The following is a 24,986-nucleotide window of genomic DNA, read 5'->3' as shown; positions in this document are numbered from 1 at the left end:
GATAGAACTATTTTAATAGAATCTTTGATACAATCGGACTTTTAAAAGGATAATTATGATTGAATTAGAAAATAATACAGATTTACAAATTGATATTGCTATATTAGAAAAAATAGCAAACTCTCTAAGTAAAAAAGACATTGAGCTAATGGTAGTAAAAAATGATGAAATTCAAGCTTTAAATAAAGAGCATAGAAACATAGATAAAGCAACTGATGTTTTAAGTTTTCCTATGGATTTTGATTTTCCTAATATGCCTTTAGGTTCTATTGTAATATCTACTGATTTTGTGGATGAAAAAGCAAAAGAGTACGATCATACTTTCAATGAAGAGTTTTCACTTCTGTTTATTCATGGAATATTACATCTTTTAGGATACGACCATGAAGTTGATAACGGTGAGCACAGAGCTAAAGAAGAAGAACTGATAAAAGAGTTCAATTTACCTGATAGTTTGATTGTTAGAAATTCGTAATTATGGATTTTTTAATATTTATTATTGCAATGGCAGCTTTAATATATGGAGCTGATTTTGTGATAAAAGAAAGTGAAAGAATCGCTCTTCATTTTAATATATCAAGCTTTGTAATAGGAGCTACATTAGTTGCAGTTGGAACAAGTCTTCCTGAAATGGCTGTTTCAATGTCAGCATCGGCAAAAGGAAGTGCAGATATTGCAGTTGCAAATGTTATTGGAAGTACGATATTTAATATCTCACTTGTGTTAGGACTTGTATTTTTACTTGCAAAAAACATTGAACCCAAAAGAGATTTATTCGCAAAAGATTCAGCTTGGTCTATTTTTCCTATTTTAATATTTATACTAATGGGAATAGATGGAAGAATATCAATGTTTGATGGTATTTTATTTATTTGTATGATGGGAGCTTATTTACTATTTTTGATAAACTCAAATAGTATTGAACAATCTGATGAAGATTTATCAAAAGATAAATTCAATTGGATTAAAACACTTGTCCTACTTTTGATTGGTTTTATTTTTGTAATTGTTGGAGCAAATTTTGCTATTGATAGTGCAGGAAATATAGCAAGAGGTTTTGGAATAAGTGAATGGATAATAGGATTATTTTTAGTTGCATTTGGTACTTCTTTACCAGAACTTATAATCTCAGTAAAATCAGCGATAAATAATAATGCTGATTTAGCAATAGGAAACATAATAGGCTCAAATGTAGCAAACTTTACTATGGTTTTAGGATTATCTTCAATTATAAATCCACTAAATGTAGATTTCAATAGCTATTTATTTGATATAAGTGCAGCTTTTATTGTCTCTTTGATGTTGGTATTTATAACAGCTAACAAACTTTATAATAAATCAGCAGGGATTGCTTTGCTTGTAGTTTTAGGATTAGTAATACAAAATAGTCTATAAAGACTATTTTGTACATTTAGGACAAATACCACTTAAAACGATATTTGTTGAGTCAATTTTAAAAGAGCTTAAAGTTGAAACTTCATTTATAATACTTGATGGATCAAGCATTATATCTTCAATAGCTCCACAACATGAACAAACTAAGTGTGCATGCTCTGTTTTAACTAACTCATAAACTGATTTTGAGTTTGGTATTTTTACCTCTGAAAGAAAAACTTTTTCTACCATTGCATTTATGTTCTTATAAATTGTTGCTAATGATACAGATGGGAATTTTGATAATAATTTTTTATATAAATCATCAATATTCATATGCCCATTTTTAAAAAGTTCTTCAACTATTGCTACTCTTTGAGGAGTAACTTTTAAATCATATTCTTTTAATAAATTTGTATAATTATTCATAATGTCCTCTTCTTTCGTGGAATAATACTATTTTAAGGGCACCTCTAAAAATTAGTCAATATTCATAAAAATTGAAAATATTCATAAAATCACTGATGATGTATACTTTGCAATAAAGCGACAAAACCCTTTATGTAAGGCTTTTTGTAGGACTTTTTAGCTAAAATATCTATATAAATATAGGTACAAAGGTTAAAAAATGGCAGGACTATTTGACTACGAATTTCAATTGGAAAAAATCAATAAACATCAACCACCGCTACAAAAACTAAACAAGATTATTGATTGGGAGATGTTTAGAGAAACAATTGAATCAGCTTTAGAAAAAGAGGATAGAAAGTCAAATGCAGGAAGAAAGCCATACGATAAATTGCTAATGTTTAAAATTTTAATACTTCAACGATATTATAATCTTTCAGATGAACAAACAGAATTTCAGATCAAAGATAGATTATCATTTTTAGATTTTTTAGGATTGCAAATCGGTGATGATGTACCAGATGAAAAGACTATATGGTTGTTTAAAGAGCAACTAAAAGAGAAAGGTTTATCCAAAAAATTATTTGAACTATTTACCTCTAAACTTATCTCAAATGGAATAGTTGCCAAAGAGGGGACAATCGTTGATGCTTCATTTGTAAATGTACCCAAACAAAGAAATACAAGAGATGAAAATAAACAAATCAAAGAGGATAAAATGCCACAAAGCTTTGAAGACAATCCAAATAAAAAAGCTCAAAAAGATTGTGATGCAAGATGGACAACAAAAGGAGGTCAAAGAGAATATGGATATAAAGATCATGTAGCCTCAGATCAGAAAACTAAAATTATCACTAAATATGAAGTGACGCCAGCTTCAACCCATGATTCACAAGTGGTTAAAGATTTGATAGATGGAGATGATAATACCCTCTATGCTGATAGTGCTTATAAATCTGAAGAGACTGAGCAATATCTCGAAAGTAAAAATGTGAAATCAAAAGTTATCAAAAGAGCCTACAGAAACAAACCCTTAACCAATGCCCAGCATAAAGAAAATTATAAACACTCTAAAACAAGAGTAAGAGTTGAACATATATTTGGAACACTTACAACTCAAATGCATAATGCACTTAATCTTCTCTCAATTGGAATAGATAGGATAAAGTCCACAATAGGACTTACGAACCTTACCTACAACTTAGTCAGATACGAACAGATGGTTAGATTACAAAAGGTAAAATTGATATGAAAAGAGTTGGGAAATGGATGAAATATCCAAAATATTAGGGTGATTTCCACAAAATTCTTAGTAAAGTTCAGTTAGAATTGGGCTGAGATTTTTTAAAAATCAAAAAAAGTAAAAGTTGGGAGCTTTAAAAGGTATTTTTAGAGGTTCCCTTAATATTTATTTCTACATAAACTATATATATTAAATATATGTTCCGTAGAATTATTATAGCATAAATTTTATTAATGGAGAATAATTTTCTTTTAAGTTTTAATATATTACAATACTTCAAAGGATAAAAATTATCCAATAATAAAAATAATGCTTAAGGAAAATGAAAAATGAAACAATATGAAACTTATAAATGTAACACATGTGGATGTGAAGTAGAAGTACAAGTAACAGGAACAAACGCAAAATTATCTTGCTGTGGAAATGAAATGGAAATGATAACAGAAAATTTAACTGCTGTAAATTTAATGAAAGCCTTTGCAGGTGAATCACAAGCTAGAAATAAATATGAATTTTTTGCACAAATTGCTTTTGATGAAGGTTTTCATAAAATCGCAAGATTTTTTAATGAAGCTGCTGAAAATGAAAAATACCATGCAATTGCTGAGTTTAAAGCATACAATAAATTGGTACACAATATAGAATTAAACTCAACAAAAAACAATATCCAATACGCAGCTGATGGTGAAAAATATGAACATGAAGAGATGTACCCAAACTTTGAAGCAATAGCAAAAGAGGAAGGTTTAAAAGAAATAGCAAGAATGTTTAAAGCTATTGGAAAAGTTGAAGTTGAGCATGAAAAAGAGTATTTAGAATTAAAACAAGCTTTAATTGATGAAGGGTTCTTAGAATCAGATGAAGAAGAAGAATGGGTATGTGAAGTTTGTGGACATGTTCATAGAGGTAAAAAACCACCTAAAGCTTGTCCTTTATGTGCAGTTGAAAAAGAGTATTTCAAGAAAAAACCAAAAGATATTACTGCTGGTTAAATTTCATTAAATAATATTATGTTAGAATGTGAATAATAATTCATAAAGGAGAAAAAATATGAAACAATATCAGTCTTATAAATGTAACAAATGTGGAAACGTGGTAGAAGTACAAAATGTAGGTGGTGGAGAACTACACTGCTGTGGTCAAGCTATGGAAATGATAACAAAAGATTTAACATCTGTAGTTTTAATGAAAGCTTTTGCAGGCGAGTCAATGGCTAGAAATAAATATGAATATTTTGCAAAAATTGCTCAAAAAGAAGGTTTTAGAGATATTGCTGAGCATTTCCAAAGAGCTGCTAATAATGAAAAAATGCATGCTAAGCTTGAATTAAAAGCTTATAATGTTTTAAATTATGACAAAGAGTTTGGCAATACAAGTGAAAATCTTCAATATGCAATTGATGGTGAATCTTATGAAAATGTTACTATGTATCCAGAATTTGCAAAAGTTGCAAAAGAAGAAGGTCATGGTGATATTGCAAGAATGTTAGATATGATTGGAAAAATCGAAATCGAACATGAAAATATGTATAAAAGTTTAAAACACCGATTAGATTCTGGAAAAGAACATGTTAGTGATGAAGAAGAAGAGTGGATTTGTGAAGTTTGTGGACATGTTCACAGAGGTAAAAAAGCTCTTAAAGTTTGTCCTGTTTGTAAACATCCATTAGAATACCAATCAAGATTAAACGCAAAAAAATAGTTTAACCTCTTAAACATAATATCTTCGATAATATAACAAAAAAATTTATCGGAGATATTCTATTTTGTTCAAATATCTAATTTTATTAATATTTTCAATCTCATTAAATGCAAATAATATAACAATAGCTAGCTACAATGTTGAAAACTTTTTTGATTTAAAAAAAGACAATAGTGAATATAGTGAATTTATACCCAATACAAAAAATCAATGGAATCAAAGAAATTTCAATATTAAATTAAACAATTTATTAAAAGTTATAAATGACATAGATGCAGATATTATAGCTCTTCAAGAAATCGAAAATAGAGATTTAATGAAACTACTTTCAAGTAAACTTCCAAAATATACATATTATTCATTTATTAAGTACCCAGATTCTGCTGTTGGGGTAGGATTTCTATCTAAAATAGAGATTAAAAACAATAAAAATATTGATGTAAAATTTACTAAAAGACTCTACAGACCCATACTAGAAACAACTTTTTCTAATGAAAATATAGAATTCAAAGTTTTTAATAATCACTGGCCTTCAAAAGCAGCACCTGAAAGTTATAGAATAAAATATGCAAAAACTCTACAAGATAGATTAATTCAACTGCCAAAAGATTATGACTATATTTTATTAGGTGATTTTAATTCTAACTACAATGAATATCAAACATTTAGAAACAATCAAAAATTAAATAACAGTTCTTCAATTACAGGAATAAATCAAATTTTAAATACAACTTATGAAAATAAGTTTATAACTTATGATGATATTTTAAATTATGATAAAAGAGTTCACTTTAATTTATGGCTTGATCTTCCTACAAATGAAAGATTTTCAACAAAATTTAGAAGACAAAATAATACACCTGATAGTATTATCTTATCCCCTGCTTTATTTGATACAAAAAGGGTTTCTTATATTCCTAAATCATTTAAAGTTTTTAAAGCAGATTATCTATATAAAAACAATGATGTAATTAGATGGGAAATGAGTGGTAAAAAGTATGATAAAATCCACAAAGGAATTGGCTTTTCAGATCATCTTCCTATTTATGCAAAATTTTCAATAAAAAAAGAAGATACAAATATACTAAAAAAAATCCAAGTAGAGAATAATACAAATGAAATAAACTCTATTTCAGATTTATATAAAAAAGAGAAACTAATAGAACCTCTTACAATAAATAATGTAATTGTAATTTATAAAGATAATGAAAAAGCAATAATAAAAAGGCAAAACGATAGAGCAATTTATATCTACCAAAATGCTCAAAATCTAAAACTTGGACACTCATACAATCTTCAAATTAATCAAATATATGATTACTATGGATTAAAAGAGATAAAAGATTTTGTAGTTTTAGATGAAATAAAAGAAATAGCTAATTATAAAGATTTATATTTAGATGCAAATAGTATAGATATTCTTGATTTTAAATATGAAAATGAGATTATTACAAATCTAAAAGGAGTAATGAAAAACTCAAAGCTTTATGTAAATGATAATAAATATATTAAAATTTATTCAAAAGATAAAAAGTTATTGCCAAAAGATGGTGATAAAATCACAATTTTAAATGCTCAACTAGCTTCATATAGGGGAAATATGCAAATTATAATTCATAAACAATCAGATTTTAAAGTAGGATTTTAATGTTAATCAAGTCAATTTTTACAAATAGTTCAGGAATTTTAGTTTCAAGGGTTTTAGGTTTTGTTCGAGATTTATTAACAGCATCAATTTTAGGTGCTAATATATATTCAGATATATTTTTTATTGCATTTAAATTGCCTAATTTATTTAGAAGTGTATTTGCAGATGGAGCTTTCACACAAGCTTTTATTCCTTCATATGCAAAATCAAAACATAAAATTAGATTTTCATCAATGATTTTTTTACAGCTATTTGGTTTTTTAATTATATTATCTTTAATAGTAAGTATGTTTTCACATTTTGTTGCAAAAGCTTTTGCAATAGGATTTACACAAGAAACTATTGATTTAGCGGCTCCATTATTTGCTATAAATTTTTATTATTTGCCAATAATCTTTACAGTAACATTTATGGCTGCTTTATTACAATATAAACACCATTTTGCAACAAGTGCTTACTCAACTGCTCTTTTGAATTTAGGAATGATAGCTGCACTTTTAATTGCAAAAGGTAAAGATGAATATGAGATTACATTTTATTTATCATATGGGGTAATTGTTGGAGGAATGCTACAGGTACTAGTTCATTTATACTCTATTAAAAAAGCTAATTTGTGTAAAATATTTCACTTTAAGAAACATAAGAAAAAAGAAGAAAACAAATTTTATAAGAACTTCTTTTCTGCAACTTTAGGTTCTTCAACACTTCACTTATCTGCATTTATAGATACATGGTTAGCATCATTTTTAATAAGTGGTTCAATTTCATATTTATATTATGCAAATAGAGTTTTTCAGCTTCCTCTTGCCATATTTGCAATAGCAACTTCAATTGCATTATTCCCAATGATAGCAAAAGCTATAAAAAACAAAGATGAAAATAGAGCTTTACATTTAATGAAAAAATCATCTTTGATTTTATTTGCTGTATTATCAACATCCATGTTAATTGGAATTGTATTTAATGAGTTTATTGTAAAACTTTTATTTGAAAGAGGTGCATTTAATAGTGTTGATACACAAAATACTGCATTAATCTTAACAATGTATCTTATGGGACTTTTACCTTTTGGTTTGGCAAAAATATTTTCTTTGTGGTTATATGCAAATGAACAACAATACTTATCAGCAAAAATATCTATGAAAAGTTTAGCTTGGAATATAGTTTTCTCTTTAATTTTAATAAAACCTTATGGAGCTGCTGGACTTGCTTTTGCTAGCACATTAAGTGGGTTTATTCTATTTTTTCTGACTATTAAAGCATTTGGTTTTAATAAATTCATCACAATGTATAAAAAGTAATTTATACTTTTTATACATTGTAAATTTAGCTATATTTAGTAACTATTGGCTATAATCCAAGTTTTATAAATATTTAATTAGGATTTAGATGAAAGATTTTTTTAAACAATATGCACCCTATTATAAAAACTACAAACTTCAATTTTTTTTCTCATTTATTGGAATTATCTTAGTATCAGCATCAACTTCAGGGACAGCTTATGTAATTCAACCTTTGTTAGATGATATTTTCATAAACAAAGATGAGAATATGTTATACATGATGCCTTTTATTATTGTTGCATTATATTCAGCAAAAGGTTTTGGAAGATATATTCAAGCTTACTATATCTCTTTTATTGGACAAGATATTACAAGAATAGTAAGAGATAAACTTTTTTCTCATGTTTTAACTTTAGATATGAACTTTTTTCAAAAAAAACATGGGGGAGAACTAGTAAGTAGAATTACAAATGATATAAATAGAATACAACAAGCTGTTTCAAATACTGTTGCTGAATTTATTAGAGAATCCCTAACAATCGTAGGATTAATAGGTCTTGTAATTTATCATTCACCTGAACTTGCATTCTATGGATTAGTAGTACTTCCCCTTGCTATTTATCCTTTATCTTTATTAGCAAAAAAAATGAAGAAACTATCTTTTAGATCACAAGAGAGTAACTCAGATATTACATCAAGTTTAAGTGAATCTTTTAATAATATTGAGATAATAAAAGCAAATTCAACGGAAAAAATAGAAGCGAATAAATTTTCAATTCATAATATGATTTTCTTTAAATACAATATGAAAGCTGTAAAAACAAATGAATTAGTATCTCCTGTAATGGAAATAATAGGTTCTTTTGCCTTTGCTGCTGTTATTATTGTAGGTGGTTCAAAAGTAATTGATGGTGAGCTAACAACAGGAACATTTACTTCATTTGTAGCAGCTTTATTTATGCTTTATACTCCTATTAAAAAATTATCTTCTTTATATAATAAAATGCAAGATGCCCTTGCTGCAAATGAAAGAATAAATGATATTTTCTCACAAAAAGCAAGTATATTATCAGGTGAATTATCATGCCCAAAAGATATAAATAAAATTACTTTTAAAGATGTTAGCTTAAAATATGATGACTTTACAGCATTAAACAATATAAATTTAGAAGCATCAAAAGGTGAAACAATAGCTCTTGTGGGAGATAGTGGTGGAGGAAAATCTTCTTTAATAAATTTAATTATTAGATTTTATGACACTACAAATGGAAAAATCTTATTAAATAGTAATTCAATCAAAGAATTTGATATAAAATCATTAAGAGAAAATATATCAATAGTAACCCAAAGGGTTTATATTTTTAATGATACAATTGCATCAAACGTAGCCTATGGATATGAAATAGATGAAATTAGAGTTATTGAAGTTTTAAAACAAGCCCATGCCTATGATTTTGTTATGCAAATGAAAAAAGGTATTAATACAGTATTAGATGAGTTTGGAACAAATCTTAGTGGAGGTCAGAGACAAAGAATTGCAATTGCAAGGGCTTTGTATAAAAACCCAAAAATATTGATTCTTGATGAGGCTACTTCTGCACTTGATAATAAAAGCGAATCAATAATAAGTGAAGTAATAAAAGAAGTAAGTATAGATAGAATTACATTTATAATAGCTCACAGATTAAGTACTATAAAAAATGCAAATAAAATAGCAGTATTTAAAAATGGTGAGATCTTGTCAATTGGTACAGAAAATGAACTTTTATCTTCATGTAATGAGTATCAAAGATTGTATAATTCAGCAAATATATAATTATATTTTAACTGTAAAAACCATTAAAACCAATATTTAATGATTTTTAGATAAAATATTATAATTTTAAATAAAGGGATAAATATTGTTTAGCTATGACTCACTAAAAAAAATCTTATTTAAGTTTGACCCAGAAACTGCACATAATATCGCAGAATATGGTCTTAGAGTATTAGGAAAATGCAAAATTGCAAAAGCATATATGCAAAAGAAAAATTATATTACAGATCCTAAACTAACTCAAAAAGTTTTTGGAGTTACTTTTGCAAATCCAGTTGGACTAGCAGCAGGTTTTGATAAAAATGCAACAATGATAAAAGCTATGCAATCTTTAGGATTTGGTTTTACAGAAATTGGAACAATGACTCCAAAACCACAAGATGGAAATGCAAAACCTAGAATGTTTAGATACCCTGAATTTAAATCAGTTCAAAATGCAATGGGATTCAATAACAAAGGTGCACACAAAGTTTTAAAGAACTTAAAAAAAGTTTATCCTTTTGATATTCCAATTGGTGCGAATATTGGGAAAAATAAAACAACTCCAGAAGAGTTTGCATTAAGTGATTACAAAAGCTTGATCAAAAAATTTGAAGAGACAAGTGATTATTTAGTAATAAATATTTCTAGTCCAAATACTCCAAATTTAAGAGATTTACAAAATGAAAAGTTTATTACAGAACTTTTTACAATGGCAAGAGAATTAACAGAAAAACCAATTTTATTGAAAATTGCTCCAGATATGGAAGTACAAATGGCTATTAATTTATGCTACAGTGCAATAAATGCCGGTGCTGCTGGAATTATTGCTACTAATACGACAATAGATTATTCACTAGTTCCTAATTGCCAAAGTTTTGGTGGACTTTCAGGTGCTTGTTTAACACAAAAATCTGGAGATTTATTTAAAGAATTAGGTAAAGAATTGTTTGGGAAGACAGTTTTAATCTCAGTTGGTGGAATATCAACAGGAGCAGAAGCTTACGAAAGAATAAAAAATGGCGCTACACTTGTACAATCATATTCAGCACTAATTTTTGAAGGTCCTTCAATGGTTAGAAAAATCAACGAAGAGATTTTAGAATTAATGGCAAAAGATGGGTATTCAAATATAAGTGAAGCTATTGGGGCTAATTTAAAATAAAAAGGAACAAAAATGAATAGTACAAAAATTAATAAATATTTCAAAACATTCGCTATTCAATTTTCATTATTAATAATAATTTCGGGAGAATTAATGAGTAGTAACTTACCAAAATATCATACAAAAACTTTAGAAAATGGTTTAGAAATCGTAGCAATTCCTATGAAAAACAATTCAGGAGTTATTTCAACTGATGTTTTTTATAAAGTAGGAAGTAGAAATGAAATAATGGGGAAAAGTGGAATTGCCCATATGCTTGAGCATTTAAATTTCAAATCTACAAAAAATTTAGAAGCTGGAGAGTTTGATGAGATAGTAAAAGGATTTGGTGGTATGAATAATGCCTCAACATCATTTGACTATACACATTATTATATAAAATCTGCTTCTAAAAATATGGATAAATCTTTAGAATTATTTGCAGACTTAATGGAAAACTTAACACTAAAAGATGAAGAATTTCAACCAGAACGTGATGTAGTAGCAGAAGAAAGAAGATGGAGAACAGATAATAATCCTATGGGATATTTACAATTCAGGCTATTTAACAATGCTTATATCTACCATCCATACCATTGGACACCAATTGGATTTATGAGTGATATTAAAAATTGGACAATTGAAGATATAAAAGATTTCCATAGTACTTATTATCAACCAAAAAATGCAATTGTTGTAGTTGCAGGAGATATTGACGAAAATAAAGTTTTTGCATCTGTTGAAAAACATTTTAAAGAGATAAAAAACAAAAAAGAGGTTCCAGCTCTTATTCACACTGTTGAACCAAAACAAGATGGTGAAAAAAGAGTTATAATAAATAAAGATTCACAAGTTGAAATGTTAGCAATAACTTACCATATTCCAAACTTTGAACACGAAGATCAAGTTGCACTTTCTGCACTTAGTGAACTTTTAAGTTCAGGTAAAAGCTCAATATTACAAAAAAAGTTAATTGATGAGAAAAGATTAGTAAATACTATCTATGCCTATAATATGGAGCTTAAAGACCCTGGAATCTTTATGTTTATGGCTGTTGCAAATGAAGGTGTTGATGCTAAAGAAATTGAAAATGAAATTTTAGATACAATTGCGCAAATCAAAAAAGGTGAAGTATCTCAAAAAGATATTGATAAGCTTAAAATAAATACAAAAGCAGATTTTATTTTTTCACTTGAAAGCTCAACAGAGGTTGCTTCATTATATGGTTCATACTTAGTAAGAGACAATATTAAACCTCTTCTAAATTATGAAGAAAATGTAGCAAAACTTACTAAAGATGATTTGATTAAAGTTGCAAATAAATATTTAATTAAAAGTAATTCAACAACAGTTATTTTGAAAAAAGAAGAAAAATAATGCATTACAGCGTTAGCAAAACGAATTTTGGAGATAAACCTAGTTTTGATTATCCTAAACCTATTTTTTTAGAAGAGATGGGTGAAGAAAAATTAAAAAAACTATTTAGTGATTTTTATGATTTAGTAGCTGATAGTGATATTGGTAATTTTTTTCCACAGGATGAAAAAGAACTTGATAAGATAAAAGCTCATAATGTAAAGTTTTTTATTGAAGCTTGTGGTGGAGAAAAACACTATACAAATGCTGTTGGGCATTTTGATATGTTAAAAACCCATGAACAATTTTCAATAACTGAAAAAGCTAGACGAGAATGGTTAGGTTGTATGGAAGAAGTTTTGAGAAAAGTGGATATTTCTGATGAGGCAAAACAAAGTTTTTGGGATTTTTTAGAAGTATTTTCAAAACATACTGTAAATGTTGATGAAAGACAAGAATTAGAAGATTTAGTAGTTAAAAAAGGATGAATATGGAAATTATAACGGGTGCTATGACTGCACTTATAACACCATTTAAAAATGGACAAGTTGATTTAGAAAAATATGAATCATTAATAAAAAGACAAATTGCACAAGGAATAGATGCAGTTGTTCCTGTAGGGACAACAGGAGAAAGTGCTACTTTATCATTTAATGAACATAAGCAGTGTATTGAAGTTGCCGTTGCAGCTTGTAAAGGCACAGGAGTAAAAGTAATTGCAGGTGCTGGATCTAATTCAACATTAGAAGCTTGTGAATTAGCTAAACATGCTCAAGATGTTGGTGCTGATGCAATTTTATCTATTACACCATATTACAATAAACCAACTCAAGAGGGTTTATATCAACACTTTAAAGCCATTGCAAATGCAGTAGAGATTCCATTTATGCTTTATAATGTTCCAGGAAGAACATCTGTTGATTTAGAAACAGCAACAACTATTAAACTTTTTGATGATGTGAAAAATATTTATGCAGTAAAAGAAGCTACAGGAAGTTTAGAGCGATCAATTGCTCTACTTTCTCAAAGAAAAGATTTCATTGTTGTTTCAGGTGATGATGCAATTGATTTTCCAATGTTAGTAAATGGTGCAAAAGGAATAATTTCTGTAACATCAAATATTCTTCCTAATTTAAAATCTAAATTAGTTCATGATGTATTCGCAGGAAATTTAGAAAGTGCTAGAAAAATCAATGAAGATTTATATGCACTAAACTCTGTTCTTTTCTGTGAAAGTAATCCAATTCCCATTAAAGCTGCTATGTATATAGCAGGTTTATTAGATACATTGGAATACAGACTTCCATTAACAGCTCCAAGTAAAGAGAGCATGAAAAAACTAGAAGAAACTTTAATAAAATATGAGGTAATAAAATAATGAGCAATGTAATGTCGGGTAAAACTTTAGTTATTTCTGGTGGTACAAAAGGTATCGGAAAAGAATGTGTTTATAAATTTGCAAGTAATGGAATTAATGTTGCTTTCACATATAATTCAAATCAACAGTTTGCAGAAGATATCTGTAAAGATGTTGAAGAAAAATATAATGTAAAATGTAAAGCATACCCTTTTAATATTTTAGAACCAGAAAAATATAAAGAATTATTTGAAGAAATCGATAAAGATTTTGATAGAGTTGACTTCTTTATTTCAAATGCAATGATTTACGGACGTGCAGTTGTTGGTGGATATGGTAAATTTATGAAACTAAAACCAAGAGGATTAAATAATATTTATACTGCAACTGTAAATGCATTTGTTTGTGGAGCACAACAAGCTGCAAAAAGAATGCAAAAAATTGGTGGTGGAGCTATTGTTTCATTATCATCAACTGGAAATTTAGTATATATTGAAAACTATGCTGGACATGGAACAAATAAAGCAGCTGTTGAGGCAATGGTTAGATATGCAGCAAATGAACTTGGTGAATTTGGAATTAGAGTAAATGCAGTTTCAGGTGGTCCTATTGATACTGATGCTCTTAAAGCATTTACAAACTATGAAGAAGTTAAAGCAAAAACTGCTGAATATTCTCCATTAAATAGAATTGGTCAACCTGAAGATTTAGCACAATCATGTTATTTTTTATGTACAAGTGATGCGTCTTGGATTACAGGTCATACTTTAATAGTTGATGGTGGGACAACATTTAGATAATGTCAAAAGCACTAAATCTTCCTAATTTATTAGCACTTTTTAGAATAGCATTAGCGCCGCTAATGCTATGGTTTTTTATAGATAGAGATAACTCTATCTTTTCTTCATGGCATCCTTCATGGCTAGACTATTTTGCTGGACTTATCTTTGTTATTGCTTCTATAACAGACTTCTTCGATGGTTTTATTGCAAGATCTTGGAATAAAATGACAAAACTTGGTGGTATTTTAGATCCCCTTGCTGATAAGATGTTAGTTCTTGCAGGTTTTTTAGGACTAATGGTAATAAATAGAGCATCAGCTTGGGCTGTTTTTTTAATACTTTCAAGAGAATTTTTTATAACTGGACTAAGAGTTGTAGCTGTTAGTGAAGGTAAAAATGTAGCTTCTACAATGGCAGGAAAAATAAAAACCGTAGTGCAGATGATTGCTATTGGTTTTTTAATTATGAATTGGCCCTTTGCAACTGAACTTTTATGGTTAGCTGTAATTTTAACTATATATTCAGGATATGAATATACAAGAGATTATTTCAAAAATTAAAGGCTTCTTTTGGGTACTATTACTTTTTTACTTGTTTTATCATTTTTAGTTTTCTTCCATGAATTAGGACACTTTTTAGCAGCTCGTTATTTTGGTGTAAAAGTTCATGTATTTTCAATAGGTTTTGGTAAACAACTTTATTCTAAATATTGGATGGGAACTACTTGGCAAATTGCATTAATTCCCCTTGGTGGATATGTAAAAATGAAAGGACAAGATGATTCTAATCCTGCTTTAGTTGAATCAGGTGATGACTCATATAATACTAAAAAACCTTGGCAAAGAATTATTATTCTTTTTGCAGGTCCAGCAGCGAACTTTATTTTAGCAGCAATTTTATACTTTTCAATAGCTGTGATGGGTGCAACTACATGGTCTGCACAAGTAGGAACTGTACAAGAAAACTCACCTGCATTTCTAGCTGGAATTCAAGCAAATGATGAAATATTAAGAATCAATGATACTGATATAAAATCATGGGATGAAATAGGTAAAACAATTGTAAGTACCCAAGGTGCTTTAAAATTCTTTATTAAAAGAGATGGAGAAATTATAGCAAAAACTATAAATCCAGAAGTTTCAGATAGTGAAAATATGTTTAAAGAAAAAATCAAAAAAAGAATGATTGGAATTTCACCATCAGGGAAAATAATAAATCTAGAATTATCTTTTAGTGAATCACTAGTTTATGCCTATGAAAAAACTATTTTTGCTTCAACTATGATTTTTCAAGGTGTTCAAAAACTAATTCAAGGTGTAATTCCAAGCTCTGAAGTTGGTGGAGTTATTACTATTGGTAAAGTTATTTCAGATGCAAGTGAATCATCTATCATCGCTTTATTTGCAATAACAGCTTTAATATCAGTTAATCTTGGAGTTTTAAATCTTCTTCCAATTCCTGCGCTTGATGGTGGGCATATTATGTTTAATCTTTATGAAATGATTACAAAAAGAAAACCAAGTGATCAAGTGTTTTTATTTCTAACAATTGCAGGTTGGGTAATACTAGGAAGTCTAATGATTCTTGGAATATACAATGATATTAATAGAATCTTTTTAAATAATTAAGGTAATAAATATGAATAAACAAACAGCAACTAAAAATTTAGATGAAATTATTACAAAAGTAGAAGGTGCAAGACTTAGAATCTCTGAGCACCATATAGTAAAAATTATTGGTATATCTAAATATTCAAGTAAAGATGATGTAGAAACACTTTATAATGCAGGTCAAAGAGCTTTTGGTGAAAATAAAGTGCAAGACTTAAAAGAAAAGATGGAAGCACTAGAAAATCTACCAATTGAATGGCATTTTGTAGGAACTTTACAAAAAAATAAAATCAATAATCTTATTGATTTAAATCCAACATTAGTTCAATCCCTTGATAGTTTAGATTTAGCCCAAGAACTAAATAAAAAACTAGAAGCAAAAAACAAAAAACTAAATGCCCTACTTCAAATAAACTCAGCTTATGAAAATACTAAATCAGGTGTAATGCCAGAAAATGCTGTTGAAATTTATAAACAAATACTTGAAACTTGTCCTAATATTAGATTAAAAGGTGTTATGAGTATTGGAGCACATGTTGAAGATGAAAAAGTTATAAAAGATTCATTTAAAACTACTAAAAAAATATATGATGAATTAGTACCATTTGGAGCAAAATATTGTTCTATGGGAATGAGTTCAGATTATGAATTAGCAATTACATGTGGTTCAAATATGATAAGAGTTGGATCAACTTTATTTAAAGACTAGGGAATATCTCGTCTTTAAATAAATCTTTTAATTTTTAGTTTCACTTCTTATTTGGGAAATTGTTTTCCCACCAATAGAATAATTATCTGTATTTACTTCTTCAATAATTACAACAGCACTAGAGGCACCTCTTCCATTAAAAGTTTTAGCAAAAAGCTCTGTTATACCTTTTGATAATTGCTCTTTTTGCTCTTTTGTAGCACCACCATCTTCATGGGTCATTTTTATATTAATTACAGGCATTTTTAAATCTTTTTAGTTCATCTTCAATACTAGGAACTCTCATAAAATGTTCACCTATTAAAAAAGCATCAGCACCAATGGCACTTAATCTTTTAATAGTATCAACATTTGAAACACCTGATTCTGCAACAATAATTTTTCCATTTGGAATTAAAGGGATTAACTTATCACAAAGTTCCATATCCATCTCAAATGTATCTAGGTTTCTATGATTAATACCAATTATTGTTGCACCTGACTTAACAGCTTTTGTTAAATCTTCTTTATCATGAATCTCAACTAAAACTTCTAAACCTAAGTGAATAGCATAATCATATAATTCTTTTAACTCTTTAGTTCCTAAAGCTTTTGCAATAAGTAAGATAAAATCAGCTCCATAAACTAAAGCTTCAACTATTTGATATTTATCTACAATAAAATCTTTTCTTAAAAGTGGAGTTGGTACATATCTTCTAATTGCCGTTAAATACTCTAAATTGCCTTTAAAATAATGGGGTTCAGTTAATACAGAAATTGCATTAGCTCCATTTTTACTATACTCTTGAGCAATAACTAAAGGATCGAAATCTTCTTTTATAATTCCTTTGCTAGGACTTGCTTTTTTAACTTCTGCAATAATTCTAACAGGCTCTTCTTTTGTAGAAACTAAATAAGGTTTTACATCTCTTGGAGCGTAAGGGTTTGAAGATAAACTTCTTCCTAATAAATCTAAAGTTATCTCTTTTTTTCTAATTTCTAAATCTAATTTTGTTCTTTCAATTATTTCATCTAAAATCACTCTTTACACTCCTGTATTTGATCCCAATGTAGTTTAATATCATAATCATCTGTACCAATTTCATCAACCACTCTTTTCATTTGAATATAAGCTTCTTTACAATTTCTTATCTTATATTCACCCCATGCCAAAGTATCAATATAAGCTATATTATTTGGCTCAACTTCTAGTGCTTTTTTTACTAAAACTAAACCTTTTTTTACATCTATATCAAAATCAATTAATATATATGCAAGATAATTTTCATATACATGATTACTTATATTTTCTAAAACTTTTTCAAATTTAGCAATAACATCATTTAAAATACTTTCTTTATCATTAGTCATTTCAAACTGAAAAATTGCTTGTTGTGCTAAATAATCTAAATTGTTTGTATTTCTATATAATCTATCTAATAATTCATAAGCCTTTTCTGGCTGATTTGAAATTTTATATAAGTTTAATAAATTTTCATCTTCTTCATGATTTTCTTCTAAAAAATCAATAGCAATACTTATATCATCTCTTGCTACATATTGTATAAATAAAATTTTAGTTTTATTTAACAAGAACTGATTTTCACTATTTTTATAATAAAAGAACATATTTTTCAAAAGTGATATAAGTTTCTCTTTTTGATTTAATTTTTCATAAAACGATAATAACTGTATTGATAAATTAAAATCATAGCCACTCATTTGAATATGGTTTTCAAGTCTTTTAATAGCATTTTCTTTATCAAATAAATTATTATATTGAATACTAGTTATTGTTAATAGTGTATTGCTATTATTTGTTAATTGATATGCCATATCAAATAAATTGTAAGCTTTTTGGTATTGTTTATCTTCTAAATAAATACTTCCTAAAAGTTGATAATTTATATCATTTTTATATTTTGATATTAAGTTCTCACCTTTTTTTAATGCTTCATCTTTTTCATTTAATTTGAATAATGCATAAATATATAATCTTAAAATAACTTCTTCTTCTTTTATATTATCAATCGCATATTTTTTTGAATATTTTTTTACCGATTCAAAATCTTTTACTGTAGTTGCAATACTTAAATATTTTACTAAATATTCATAATTATTAGTATTTTCAAATAATTTAAAATATAAGCTGCTTGCATCATTGTATAGTTTTTGATTTTCAGATTCTAAAGCCAAAATAATATATTGATTTTCAAGATTATAAGGTTTTATTTTTACTTCTGTAAATGTTGTTTTTGAAACATCTCCACTTTTACTATCTAATGTTTTTGTACTACATCCATTAAGAACAAGTAAAACAAAACATAAAATTAAAGATTTCTTATAGCTGGACACTCTTTATAAACCTCTTCTTCATTTTCTTTAAAATAATCCCAAAAAGGGAAAGTTCGACACTGCATTGGTCTTGCATGATAAATAGAACATTGTTTTTTTTCTAAATTAAAAAAATAGCATGCAAAATTATTTGAAGCTAATTGTACCTCTTTTATGCTATATTTATAGCCGATTTTATTTAAATATCTAAATTTTACTTCATCAATGGATAAATTTAAATGTAATGCAAGATTTTTTATCTCTTGTGCATTAATCCAAATATATCCACTTTCTCCAATACAACAATTTCCTGCACATCTATTACAACCATTTGGATCAAAAGCAAAATTAAAACCCTCTTTTTTTATTAAATTATTCAATATTAACCTTTATACTATATGTTGAAGATTTTTCATATATATTTTGAACTTCTTGGGTAAAATCATTGTTATTTTCAAAAACGATTAATGGATTAAATATTTTTGTTAATGATTTTGAATTCTTTTTTGCATAAACTAAAATTAATGTTGCATCTTTTGATAATTTTGGATGAACAAATTGTAAAGCTTCCAAATTAAATTTATATTTATTTAATAGTATTAATATTTCATTTATTTGCTTTACATCATAACAAAAAAAGAATTTCCCTTCACTTGTTAAAACACTACTAACTTTTTTGATAAACTGTTCTAAAGGTAAAGAGTCATTATATCTAGCTATTCTCAGATTTTCATTTTCACTTTTTATTACATCACTATGATAAAAAGGTGGATTAGATACACAAATATCAAATTTCTTATTAAATTCTACTTTCTCAAAAGAGCCTTTATATAAAGTTGACTCTAATTTATTTGTTTGTGCATTCTTAGTTGAGAAGAATTGAAACACTTCTTGTATTTCACATTGATTAAGATTTAAGTTAGTATACTCCCTAGCAAGCAACAATCCTAAAATCCCACTTCCACTTCCAATATCTAAAAGTTCACCTTTAATATTTTTATATTTTTTCAAATTTTCATAAATGAAATTATACAAGAAATGGGTATCACTATTATAACAATAGCCATTTATAGGCTGATATAAAACCAATTATATTCCTTTTTTTATTTGAATGAATTATATCTAAGTTAAATAAATTTAAGTTTTAATTTATATATTAATATATACTGTTTATTATAAACTAGTTAAATAAATTAAGTAAAATTATAGTTTAATTACCTAAATAATACAAGTTAATTTTACTTGTTGCAAAATGTAACAAGAGTAAAATTCAACAATTAAAATCCCCCAATTAAACAATCTTTAGTGCTAGTATAGGTTATTATTCAATCATAATATATTGATTTTATTCAAATATTGATATTTAAATAATTTAAGGAGAAATTATGTCTAATATGGAAGCTCCTGCAAATACTCCAGTTTGGGTTAACGAAGCTAGATGTAAAGCATGTGATAAGTGTGTGTCTGTTTGTCCAGCTGGTGTTCTAGCTATGAGACAAGAAGTTCATTCTACGTTAGGTTCAATGATTAAAGTTGTACATCCTGAAGCATGTATTGGTTGTACAGATTGCGAATTAGCATGTCCTGATTTCGCGATTTATGTTGCTGATAAAAAAGAGTTTAAATTTGCAAAACTTACAGAAGAAGCAAAAGAAAGAAAAGAAGCGGTTATAAAAAATAATTATAGAGAACTAGAGGCGTAAGGAGAATTAATGGCAAGAGAACTAATTTCAACAGGAAATGAATTAGCAGCAAAAGCTGCGCTTGACGCTGATGTTGAGTTTTTTGGTGGATATCCAATTACTCCTTCAAGTGAAATAATGCACATACTTTCATCTGCTTTACCAGCTAGAGGTCAAGCATGTATTCAAATGGAAGATGAAATTGCTGGAATTTGTACAGCAATTGGTGCAGCTATGTCTGGAAAAAGATCAATGACAGCATCATCAGGTCCTGGTATATCTTTGAAAGCAGAAAACCTAGGTGTTGGATATATTTCTGAAATACCTTTAGTAGTAGTAAATGTAATGAGAGGTGGTCCATCAACTGGTCTTCCAACAAGGGTTGCTCAAGGTGACTTATTACAAGCTAGAAACCCAACTCATGGGGATGTTAAATCGATTACTTTAGTTCCTGGTAACCTAAGAGAATGTTATACAGAAACTGTAAGAGCATTTAATTTAGCTGATAGATTTATGCAACCAGTATTCATTTTATTAGATGAAACAATTGGTCACATGAGTGGAAAAGCTGTAATTCCAGACTTAGAAGAAGTTCAAGCTGGTAAAATTTCAAGAAGAAAATTTACAGGTGACAAAAAAGATTACAAGCCTTATGGTGTAGGTGCTGATGAACCAGCTATCTTAAATCCAATGTTTGAAGGTTATAGATACCACTTCACTGGTCTTCACCATGGACCAACAGGACATCCAACTGAAGATGCTGAATTATGTGATGCTTTAATGAAAAGATTATTTAATAAAGTTGATGCTCACTTAGATGAATTAGAATTAAATGAGGAGTATATGTTAGAAGATGCCGACATTATGATTATTGCTTATGGTTCTGTTTCTCTAGGTGTTACTGAAGCTATCAATAGAATGAGAAAAGAAGGTATCAAAGTTGGTATGTTCAGACCATTAACAATTTGGCCAAGTCCAGCAAAAAGAATCAAAGAATTAATGACAAGATTTGATAAAGTATTAATTACTGAATTAAATATGGGTCAATTCGCAGATGAAGTACAAAGAGTAAGTGGAAGATCAGATTTTGATACATTATTCAAAGTAAATGGTAGACCTTTATCTCCTCTAGAAATTATTGAAAAAGTGAAAGGAATGTAATCATGGCATTTAATTATGATGAATATTTAAGAACAGACAAAATGCCAACACTATGGTGTTGGGGATGTGGTGATGGAGTTATTTTAAAATCTGTAATTAGAGCCATTGAAAAAATTGGTTGGAATATGGATGATGTTTGTGTTGTTTCAGGAATTGGATGTTCAGGAAGATTCTCTTCATATATCAATTGTAATACAGTTCACACAACTCATGGTAGAACTTTACCATATGCAACAGGAATTAAATTAGCAAATCCTGATAAAAAAGTAATCGTTGTTGGTGGAGATGGTGATGGACTTGCAATTGGTGGAAATCATACAATTCATGCTTCAAGAAGAAATATTGACTTAAACTATATTATTATCAATAACTTCATTTATGGATTAACAAATTCACAAACATCTCCTACTACTCCTCAAGGTATGTGGACTGTAACAATGAGTAGAGGAAATATTGACCCTACTTTTGATGCTTGTAAATTAGTTGAAGCAGCAGGTGCTTCATTTATTGCAAGAGAAACAATGCTTGATCCTAAAAAACTTGAAAGAGTTTTAGTTAAAGGTTTTGAACATAAAGGTTTCTCATTTATTGAAGTATTCTCTAACTGTCACGTTAATTTAGGAAGAAAAAATAAAATGGCAACTGCTATGGCAAACTTAGAGTGGATTGATTCTATTTCTATGGCTAAAGCAAAGTTTGACAAATTAGAACCAGAAGAACAAAAAGGTATTTTCCCTACTGGTATCTTAAAACATGATACTGAAGCAGCAGAATATTGTGACTCATACGAAAAAGTAAAAGAAGCTCACAAAAATAAAACTATGGTTCAATTATAAGGAGATCCACATGGCAGCAAATAGAACTTTAATGAGATTTACAGGTGTTGGTGGACAAGGTGTACTTCTTGCAGGTGCGATTTTCGCAGCTGCAAAAATTAAAGATGGTGGTTTTGGTTTAAAAACTGCAACTTATACATCTCAAGTTAGAGGTGGACCAACTGTTGTTGATATTACTTTACAAGATGAAGAAATTTTATACCCTTATGCAAATGATGGTGAAATTGATTTTATGTTATCAGTTGCACAAATTTCTTATAACCAATTTAAAAGTGGTGTAAAAGAAGGCGGAGTAATCGTAGTTGAGCCAAATTTAGTTAGCCCTACAGATGAAGATAGAAAAAAATGGAAAATCTATGAGATTCCAATTATTACTATTGCAAAAGAAGAAGTAGGAAATGTTATTACTCAATCAGTATTAGCATTGGCTATGGCTAACTACTTTACAGGTGAAACTGTATCAAATGATGTATTAAGAGCAACTATGCTTTCTAAAGTACCTGAAAAAGTACATGCTATTAATAATAAAGCATTTGATTTAGGTCTTAAATACGCAGAAGAAGTATCTAAAGCTTAATCAAATAAAATAAAAGCCTGAGGGCTTTTATTTTAAATCTAGTAAGTGTGCAAATTCCCTACTCTTTTATATACTTTTTATACTCTTCTATTTTATCTTCTAATCTTTTTGCTAAATAAATATTTGAATTTCTTAAACATGATAAAATAAAACTAGCTTCTTTTGCATAAGCTTTTATCTTTTCATTATCCCAAGAAGTTGGAGGAGTTCCAAGATTTGTGATTCTATCTGCTAATTTTACCATTTGAACTTCATAACTTTGTGTTAAGAGTCTTTCAATACTATCTCTCATTTGTTCTTGTTTTGATGGCAAAATTTTATTTTTTGTTAATGCTTCAACACCATCTGCAATATCAGGACCAAATTTTGTATATAACTCATCATAAGTTATATTCGTATCTTCAATTACATCATGCAATAAAGCACAAGTAATAGCAAAATCAGCTTTCTTCTCATCTAATGATGATTTCTCGCAAGCATGTATTACTTCCATAGCTACACAAGAGATATGAGTTAAATAAGGGAAATCATGTGGAGTTTTTTGAGTGCCATGAGCATTGGCTGCAAAAGTAAGGAATTTTATATAATTTTCTTGACTAAACATATTAAGCCTTTTTTAAAGTTGAATTTATTACATTATCACTTTTTGAAAAAGTAATTAGTTCTTCTACAGTTTTTATTTTATTTGAATCTAAATTTTGCAAACTTTTTTCAAAAATAATAGCTGTAGTTAAAGCATCATAATAAGCTCTATGATGATTTTCAATTTCTATATTTAAAAGCTCTTTTAGAAAACTTAAGCCATATCGTTCTGATTCTATAGTTCTTCGCGCTAAATCAATTGAACAAATTTTTCTATTTAATAGTTTACCTAAATTATATTTTTCTAATGATTCTGAAATAAATGTATAGTCAAATTTTATATCATGTGCAATAAATACATCATCCTCTAGAAAAAGTTTAAAATCTTTTAGAACATTTTCAAGTCGAGGAGCATCTTCAAGCATTTTAGGAGTTATTTTTGTTACTTCTTGTACATAAGGAGGAATTTCTTTTGCATAAACCAAAGATTGAAATTTATCAACTATTTGTCCATTCTTATATTTAACAGCACCTAATTCAATGATTTGAAAACCTTTTTTTACACTTCCACCATTTGTTTCTATATCTACAATACAAAAAGTTTGATCTTCTATTAAAGTATTTTTTGTCTTAAGAAAAACAAAATCACCATCAAATTCCAACGGTAAACCATTTGATAATAATAATTCAAATTCTAATTCTGAATTTTCATACATAGAATCAGTAGCTTTTTCTAATAAGTCTAAAAATTCTGTATATAATATTGGTTCAATTTTTAATCTTTGTATAATGTTTTGCAATTTAAAAGAAGGTTTAGGAATTATTCTTCTATTTGATTTCATTTGCTTCTTTTAAAAAAGCTATCATTTTAGCTCTATCTTTTTTGCCTTTAATATCTGATTCTACACCACTACTTACATCAACTCCATAAAAACCAAAACCATCAATCTCTTTTAGATTAGCTGATGTTAATCCACCTGCCAAAATAAGTCTAGAGCAATCAATATCCTCAAACCATTCTAAAGCAATTCTTTTACCAACTCCTCCGAAACTATCTACAAAGGCATCAACTAAATAGTACTCTTTATTTAAATTCCTTAAATCTTTTTGCTCTTTTGCTCTTAATACTTTTAAATATTTCACTTTTAACAAATCATAATTTATAATCTCATTATCATCAATTATTTGTGCTAATTGCATTTTTGATTCAAGACAAATCTCATTTATAAAAGTTTCATCTTCATTTACAAAAAGTCCAACAGTTTGAATAAAGGGAGGAAGTTTATCTATTATCTCTTTTGCTTTTTTAGCTTCGATATATCTAGGTGATTTTTTATAAAAAACAAAACCTAATGCATTTGCTCCTGAATTTATAGCATCAAGAGCATCTTGTAAATTAGTAATGCCACAAATCTTAACTTTCAT

29 protein-coding genes are annotated in these 24,986 nt (G+C 27.9%); 20 read left to right on the top strand and 9 right to left on the bottom strand.

Going from position 1 to position 24,986, the window contains the following annotated elements:
* Positions 1 to 55: 55 nt before the first annotated feature.
* Complete coding sequence (gene ybeY, locus AACT_RS05775; protein ID WP_172125829.1) at positions 56 to 475, top strand: rRNA maturation RNase YbeY; 420 nt, start codon at positions 56 to 58, stop codon at positions 473 to 475.
* A 2-nt stretch (positions 476 to 477) separates the two neighbouring features.
* Positions 478 to 1,395 carry a calcium/sodium antiporter gene (locus tag AACT_RS05770; RefSeq protein ID WP_172125827.1) on the top strand — a complete coding sequence of 306 codons (918 nt, stop codon included), beginning with the start codon at positions 478 to 480 and terminating at the stop codon, positions 1,393 to 1,395.
* A gap of 3 nt (positions 1,396 to 1,398) precedes the next feature.
* On the opposite strand, the gene AACT_RS05765 is transcribed toward AACT_RS05770, so the two are convergent.
* Positions 1,399 to 1,803, bottom strand: a complete 405-nt coding sequence (locus AACT_RS05765; RefSeq protein ID WP_172125825.1) for a Fur family transcriptional regulator — start codon at positions 1,801 to 1,803, stop codon at positions 1,399 to 1,401.
* A 199-nt stretch (positions 1,804 to 2,002) separates the two neighbouring features.
* On the opposite strand from AACT_RS05765, the gene AACT_RS05760 reads away from it, so the two are divergent.
* The 14 genes from AACT_RS05760 (at position 2,003) to AACT_RS05695 (ending at position 16,410) form a co-directional block, all read left to right on the top strand.
* A complete protein-coding gene (locus AACT_RS05760) occupies positions 2,003 to 3,034 on the top strand; it encodes an IS5 family transposase (RefSeq protein WP_172125441.1) in 1,032 nt (343 codons plus the stop codon).
* A 320-nt stretch (positions 3,035 to 3,354) separates the two neighbouring features.
* Entirely contained in the window at positions 3,355 to 4,017 is a 663-nt protein-coding gene (locus AACT_RS05755; RefSeq protein ID WP_172125823.1) for a ferritin family protein, read from the top strand.
* A gap of 58 nt (positions 4,018 to 4,075) precedes the next feature.
* Complete coding sequence (locus AACT_RS05750) at positions 4,076 to 4,726, top strand: ferritin family protein (RefSeq protein WP_172125821.1); 651 nt, start codon at positions 4,076 to 4,078, stop codon at positions 4,724 to 4,726.
* Positions 4,727 to 4,790: 64 nt separating this feature from the next.
* Positions 4,791 to 6,374 carry an endonuclease/exonuclease/phosphatase family protein gene (locus AACT_RS05745; protein WP_172125819.1) on the top strand — a complete coding sequence of 528 codons (1,584 nt, stop codon included), beginning with the start codon at positions 4,791 to 4,793 and terminating at the stop codon, positions 6,372 to 6,374.
* Positions 6,374 to 7,675, top strand: a complete 1,302-nt coding sequence (gene murJ, locus AACT_RS05740; protein ID WP_172125817.1) for a murein biosynthesis integral membrane protein MurJ — start codon at positions 6,374 to 6,376, stop codon at positions 7,673 to 7,675. The genes AACT_RS05745 and murJ overlap by 1 nt, the downstream gene beginning before the upstream one ends.
* 88 nt (positions 7,676 to 7,763) lie before the next feature.
* Positions 7,764 to 9,473, top strand: a complete 1,710-nt coding sequence (locus AACT_RS05735; protein ID WP_172125815.1) for an ABC transporter ATP-binding protein — start codon at positions 7,764 to 7,766, stop codon at positions 9,471 to 9,473.
* An 85-nt stretch (positions 9,474 to 9,558) separates the two neighbouring features.
* The gene (locus tag AACT_RS05730; protein WP_172125813.1) at positions 9,559 to 10,617 is read left to right on the top strand and encodes a quinone-dependent dihydroorotate dehydrogenase; all 1,059 of its coding nucleotides are present in this window, start codon (positions 9,559 to 9,561) and stop codon (positions 10,615 to 10,617) included.
* Between the two features lie 12 nt (positions 10,618 to 10,629).
* A complete protein-coding gene (locus AACT_RS05725) occupies positions 10,630 to 11,973 on the top strand; it encodes a M16 family metallopeptidase (protein WP_172125811.1) in 1,344 nt (447 codons plus the stop codon).
* Positions 11,973 to 12,440 carry a globin domain-containing protein gene (locus AACT_RS05720; RefSeq protein WP_172125809.1) on the top strand — a complete coding sequence of 156 codons (468 nt, stop codon included), beginning with the start codon at positions 11,973 to 11,975 and terminating at the stop codon, positions 12,438 to 12,440. The genes AACT_RS05725 and AACT_RS05720 overlap by 1 nt, the downstream gene beginning before the upstream one ends.
* Before the next feature lie 2 nt (positions 12,441 to 12,442).
* The gene (gene dapA, locus AACT_RS05715) at positions 12,443 to 13,330 is read left to right on the top strand and encodes a 4-hydroxy-tetrahydrodipicolinate synthase (RefSeq protein WP_172125807.1); all 888 of its coding nucleotides are present in this window, start codon (positions 12,443 to 12,445) and stop codon (positions 13,328 to 13,330) included.
* Positions 13,330 to 14,109, top strand: coding sequence for an enoyl-ACP reductase (locus tag AACT_RS05710; RefSeq protein WP_172125805.1), 780 nt, complete (start codon positions 13,330 to 13,332; stop codon positions 14,107 to 14,109). Before dapA ends, AACT_RS05710 begins: the two co-directional genes overlap by 1 nt.
* On the top strand, positions 14,109 to 14,651 hold the full coding sequence (pgsA, locus tag AACT_RS05705; protein WP_172125803.1) for a CDP-diacylglycerol--glycerol-3-phosphate 3-phosphatidyltransferase: 543 nt from the start codon (positions 14,109 to 14,111) through the stop codon (positions 14,649 to 14,651). Before AACT_RS05710 ends, pgsA begins: the two co-directional genes overlap by 1 nt.
* Positions 14,652 to 14,660: 9 nt before the next feature.
* Positions 14,661 to 15,719 (top strand): RIP metalloprotease RseP, encoded by a 1,059-nt coding sequence (rseP, locus tag AACT_RS05700; protein WP_172125801.1) that lies wholly within the window; start codon positions 14,661 to 14,663, stop codon positions 15,717 to 15,719.
* Positions 15,720 to 15,729: 10 nt separating this feature from the next.
* On the top strand, positions 15,730 to 16,410 hold the full coding sequence (locus AACT_RS05695; protein ID WP_172125799.1) for a YggS family pyridoxal phosphate-dependent enzyme: 681 nt from the start codon (positions 15,730 to 15,732) through the stop codon (positions 16,408 to 16,410).
* A gap of 27 nt (positions 16,411 to 16,437) precedes the next feature.
* On the opposite strand, the gene AACT_RS05690 is transcribed toward AACT_RS05695, so the two are convergent.
* From AACT_RS05690 to AACT_RS05670, 5 genes are read right to left on the bottom strand one after another with little or no spacing between them, the layout of a single operon-like run.
* On the bottom strand, positions 16,438 to 16,653 hold the full coding sequence (locus AACT_RS05690; protein ID WP_172125797.1) for a tautomerase family protein: 216 nt from the start codon (positions 16,651 to 16,653) through the stop codon (positions 16,438 to 16,440).
* Positions 16,640 to 17,431 (bottom strand): indole-3-glycerol phosphate synthase TrpC, encoded by a 792-nt coding sequence (gene trpC, locus AACT_RS05685; RefSeq protein WP_172125795.1) that lies wholly within the window; start codon positions 17,429 to 17,431, stop codon positions 16,640 to 16,642. Before trpC ends, AACT_RS05690 begins: the two co-directional genes overlap by 14 nt.
* Positions 17,428 to 18,744, bottom strand: a complete 1,317-nt coding sequence (locus AACT_RS05680; protein ID WP_172125793.1) for a tetratricopeptide repeat protein — start codon at positions 18,742 to 18,744, stop codon at positions 17,428 to 17,430. Before AACT_RS05680 ends, trpC begins: the two co-directional genes overlap by 4 nt.
* Positions 18,720 to 19,103 carry a YkgJ family cysteine cluster protein gene (locus tag AACT_RS05675; RefSeq protein ID WP_172125791.1) on the bottom strand — a complete coding sequence of 128 codons (384 nt, stop codon included), beginning with the start codon at positions 19,101 to 19,103 and terminating at the stop codon, positions 18,720 to 18,722. Before AACT_RS05675 ends, AACT_RS05680 begins: the two co-directional genes overlap by 25 nt.
* Positions 19,096 to 19,812: a tRNA1(Val) (adenine(37)-N6)-methyltransferase gene (locus tag AACT_RS05670; RefSeq protein WP_172125789.1), complete on the bottom strand. Its 717-nt coding sequence runs from the start codon at positions 19,810 to 19,812 to the stop codon at positions 19,096 to 19,098. Before AACT_RS05670 ends, AACT_RS05675 begins: the two co-directional genes overlap by 8 nt.
* Before the next feature lie 296 nt (positions 19,813 to 20,108).
* Between AACT_RS05670 and AACT_RS05665 the strand changes: the two genes are divergently transcribed.
* Genes AACT_RS05665 through AACT_RS05650 form a run of 4 tightly spaced genes read left to right on the top strand, consistent with a single transcriptional unit; the run spans position 20,109 to position 22,979 of the window.
* Positions 20,109 to 20,426, top strand: coding sequence for a 4Fe-4S dicluster domain-containing protein (locus AACT_RS05665; RefSeq protein WP_172125787.1), 318 nt, complete (start codon positions 20,109 to 20,111; stop codon positions 20,424 to 20,426).
* A gap of 9 nt (positions 20,427 to 20,435) precedes the next feature.
* The gene (locus AACT_RS05660; RefSeq protein WP_172125785.1) at positions 20,436 to 21,566 is read left to right on the top strand and encodes a 2-oxoglutarate synthase subunit alpha; all 1,131 of its coding nucleotides are present in this window, start codon (positions 20,436 to 20,438) and stop codon (positions 21,564 to 21,566) included.
* Positions 21,567 to 21,568: 2 nt separating this feature from the next.
* Positions 21,569 to 22,402: a 2-oxoglutarate ferredoxin oxidoreductase subunit beta gene (locus AACT_RS05655; protein WP_172125783.1), complete on the top strand. Its 834-nt coding sequence runs from the start codon at positions 21,569 to 21,571 to the stop codon at positions 22,400 to 22,402.
* A gap of 10 nt (positions 22,403 to 22,412) precedes the next feature.
* Positions 22,413 to 22,979, top strand: a complete 567-nt coding sequence (locus AACT_RS05650; protein WP_172125781.1) for a 2-oxoglutarate:acceptor oxidoreductase subunit OorC — start codon at positions 22,413 to 22,415, stop codon at positions 22,977 to 22,979.
* Between the two features lie 58 nt (positions 22,980 to 23,037).
* On the opposite strand, the gene AACT_RS05645 is transcribed toward AACT_RS05650, so the two are convergent.
* From AACT_RS05645 to AACT_RS05635, 3 genes are read right to left on the bottom strand one after another with little or no spacing between them, the layout of a single operon-like run.
* A complete protein-coding gene (locus AACT_RS05645) occupies positions 23,038 to 23,583 on the bottom strand; it encodes an HD domain-containing protein (RefSeq protein ID WP_172125779.1) in 546 nt (181 codons plus the stop codon).
* A 1-nt stretch (position 23,584) separates the two neighbouring features.
* The gene (locus AACT_RS05640) at positions 23,585 to 24,403 is read right to left on the bottom strand and encodes a 3'-5' exonuclease (protein ID WP_172125777.1); all 819 of its coding nucleotides are present in this window, start codon (positions 24,401 to 24,403) and stop codon (positions 23,585 to 23,587) included.
* On the bottom strand, positions 24,390 to 24,986 hold the full coding sequence (locus AACT_RS05635; RefSeq protein ID WP_172125750.1) for a phosphoribosylanthranilate isomerase: 597 nt from the start codon (positions 24,984 to 24,986) through the stop codon (positions 24,390 to 24,392). Before AACT_RS05635 ends, AACT_RS05640 begins: the two co-directional genes overlap by 14 nt.

Source organism: Arcobacter acticola, assembly GCF_013177675.1.
GTDB lineage: Bacteria > Campylobacterota > Campylobacteria > Campylobacterales > Arcobacteraceae > Aliarcobacter > Aliarcobacter acticola.
The sequence above is the reverse complement of the archived record's forward strand: the minus strand, read 5'-3'. Positions and strand labels throughout refer to the sequence as shown.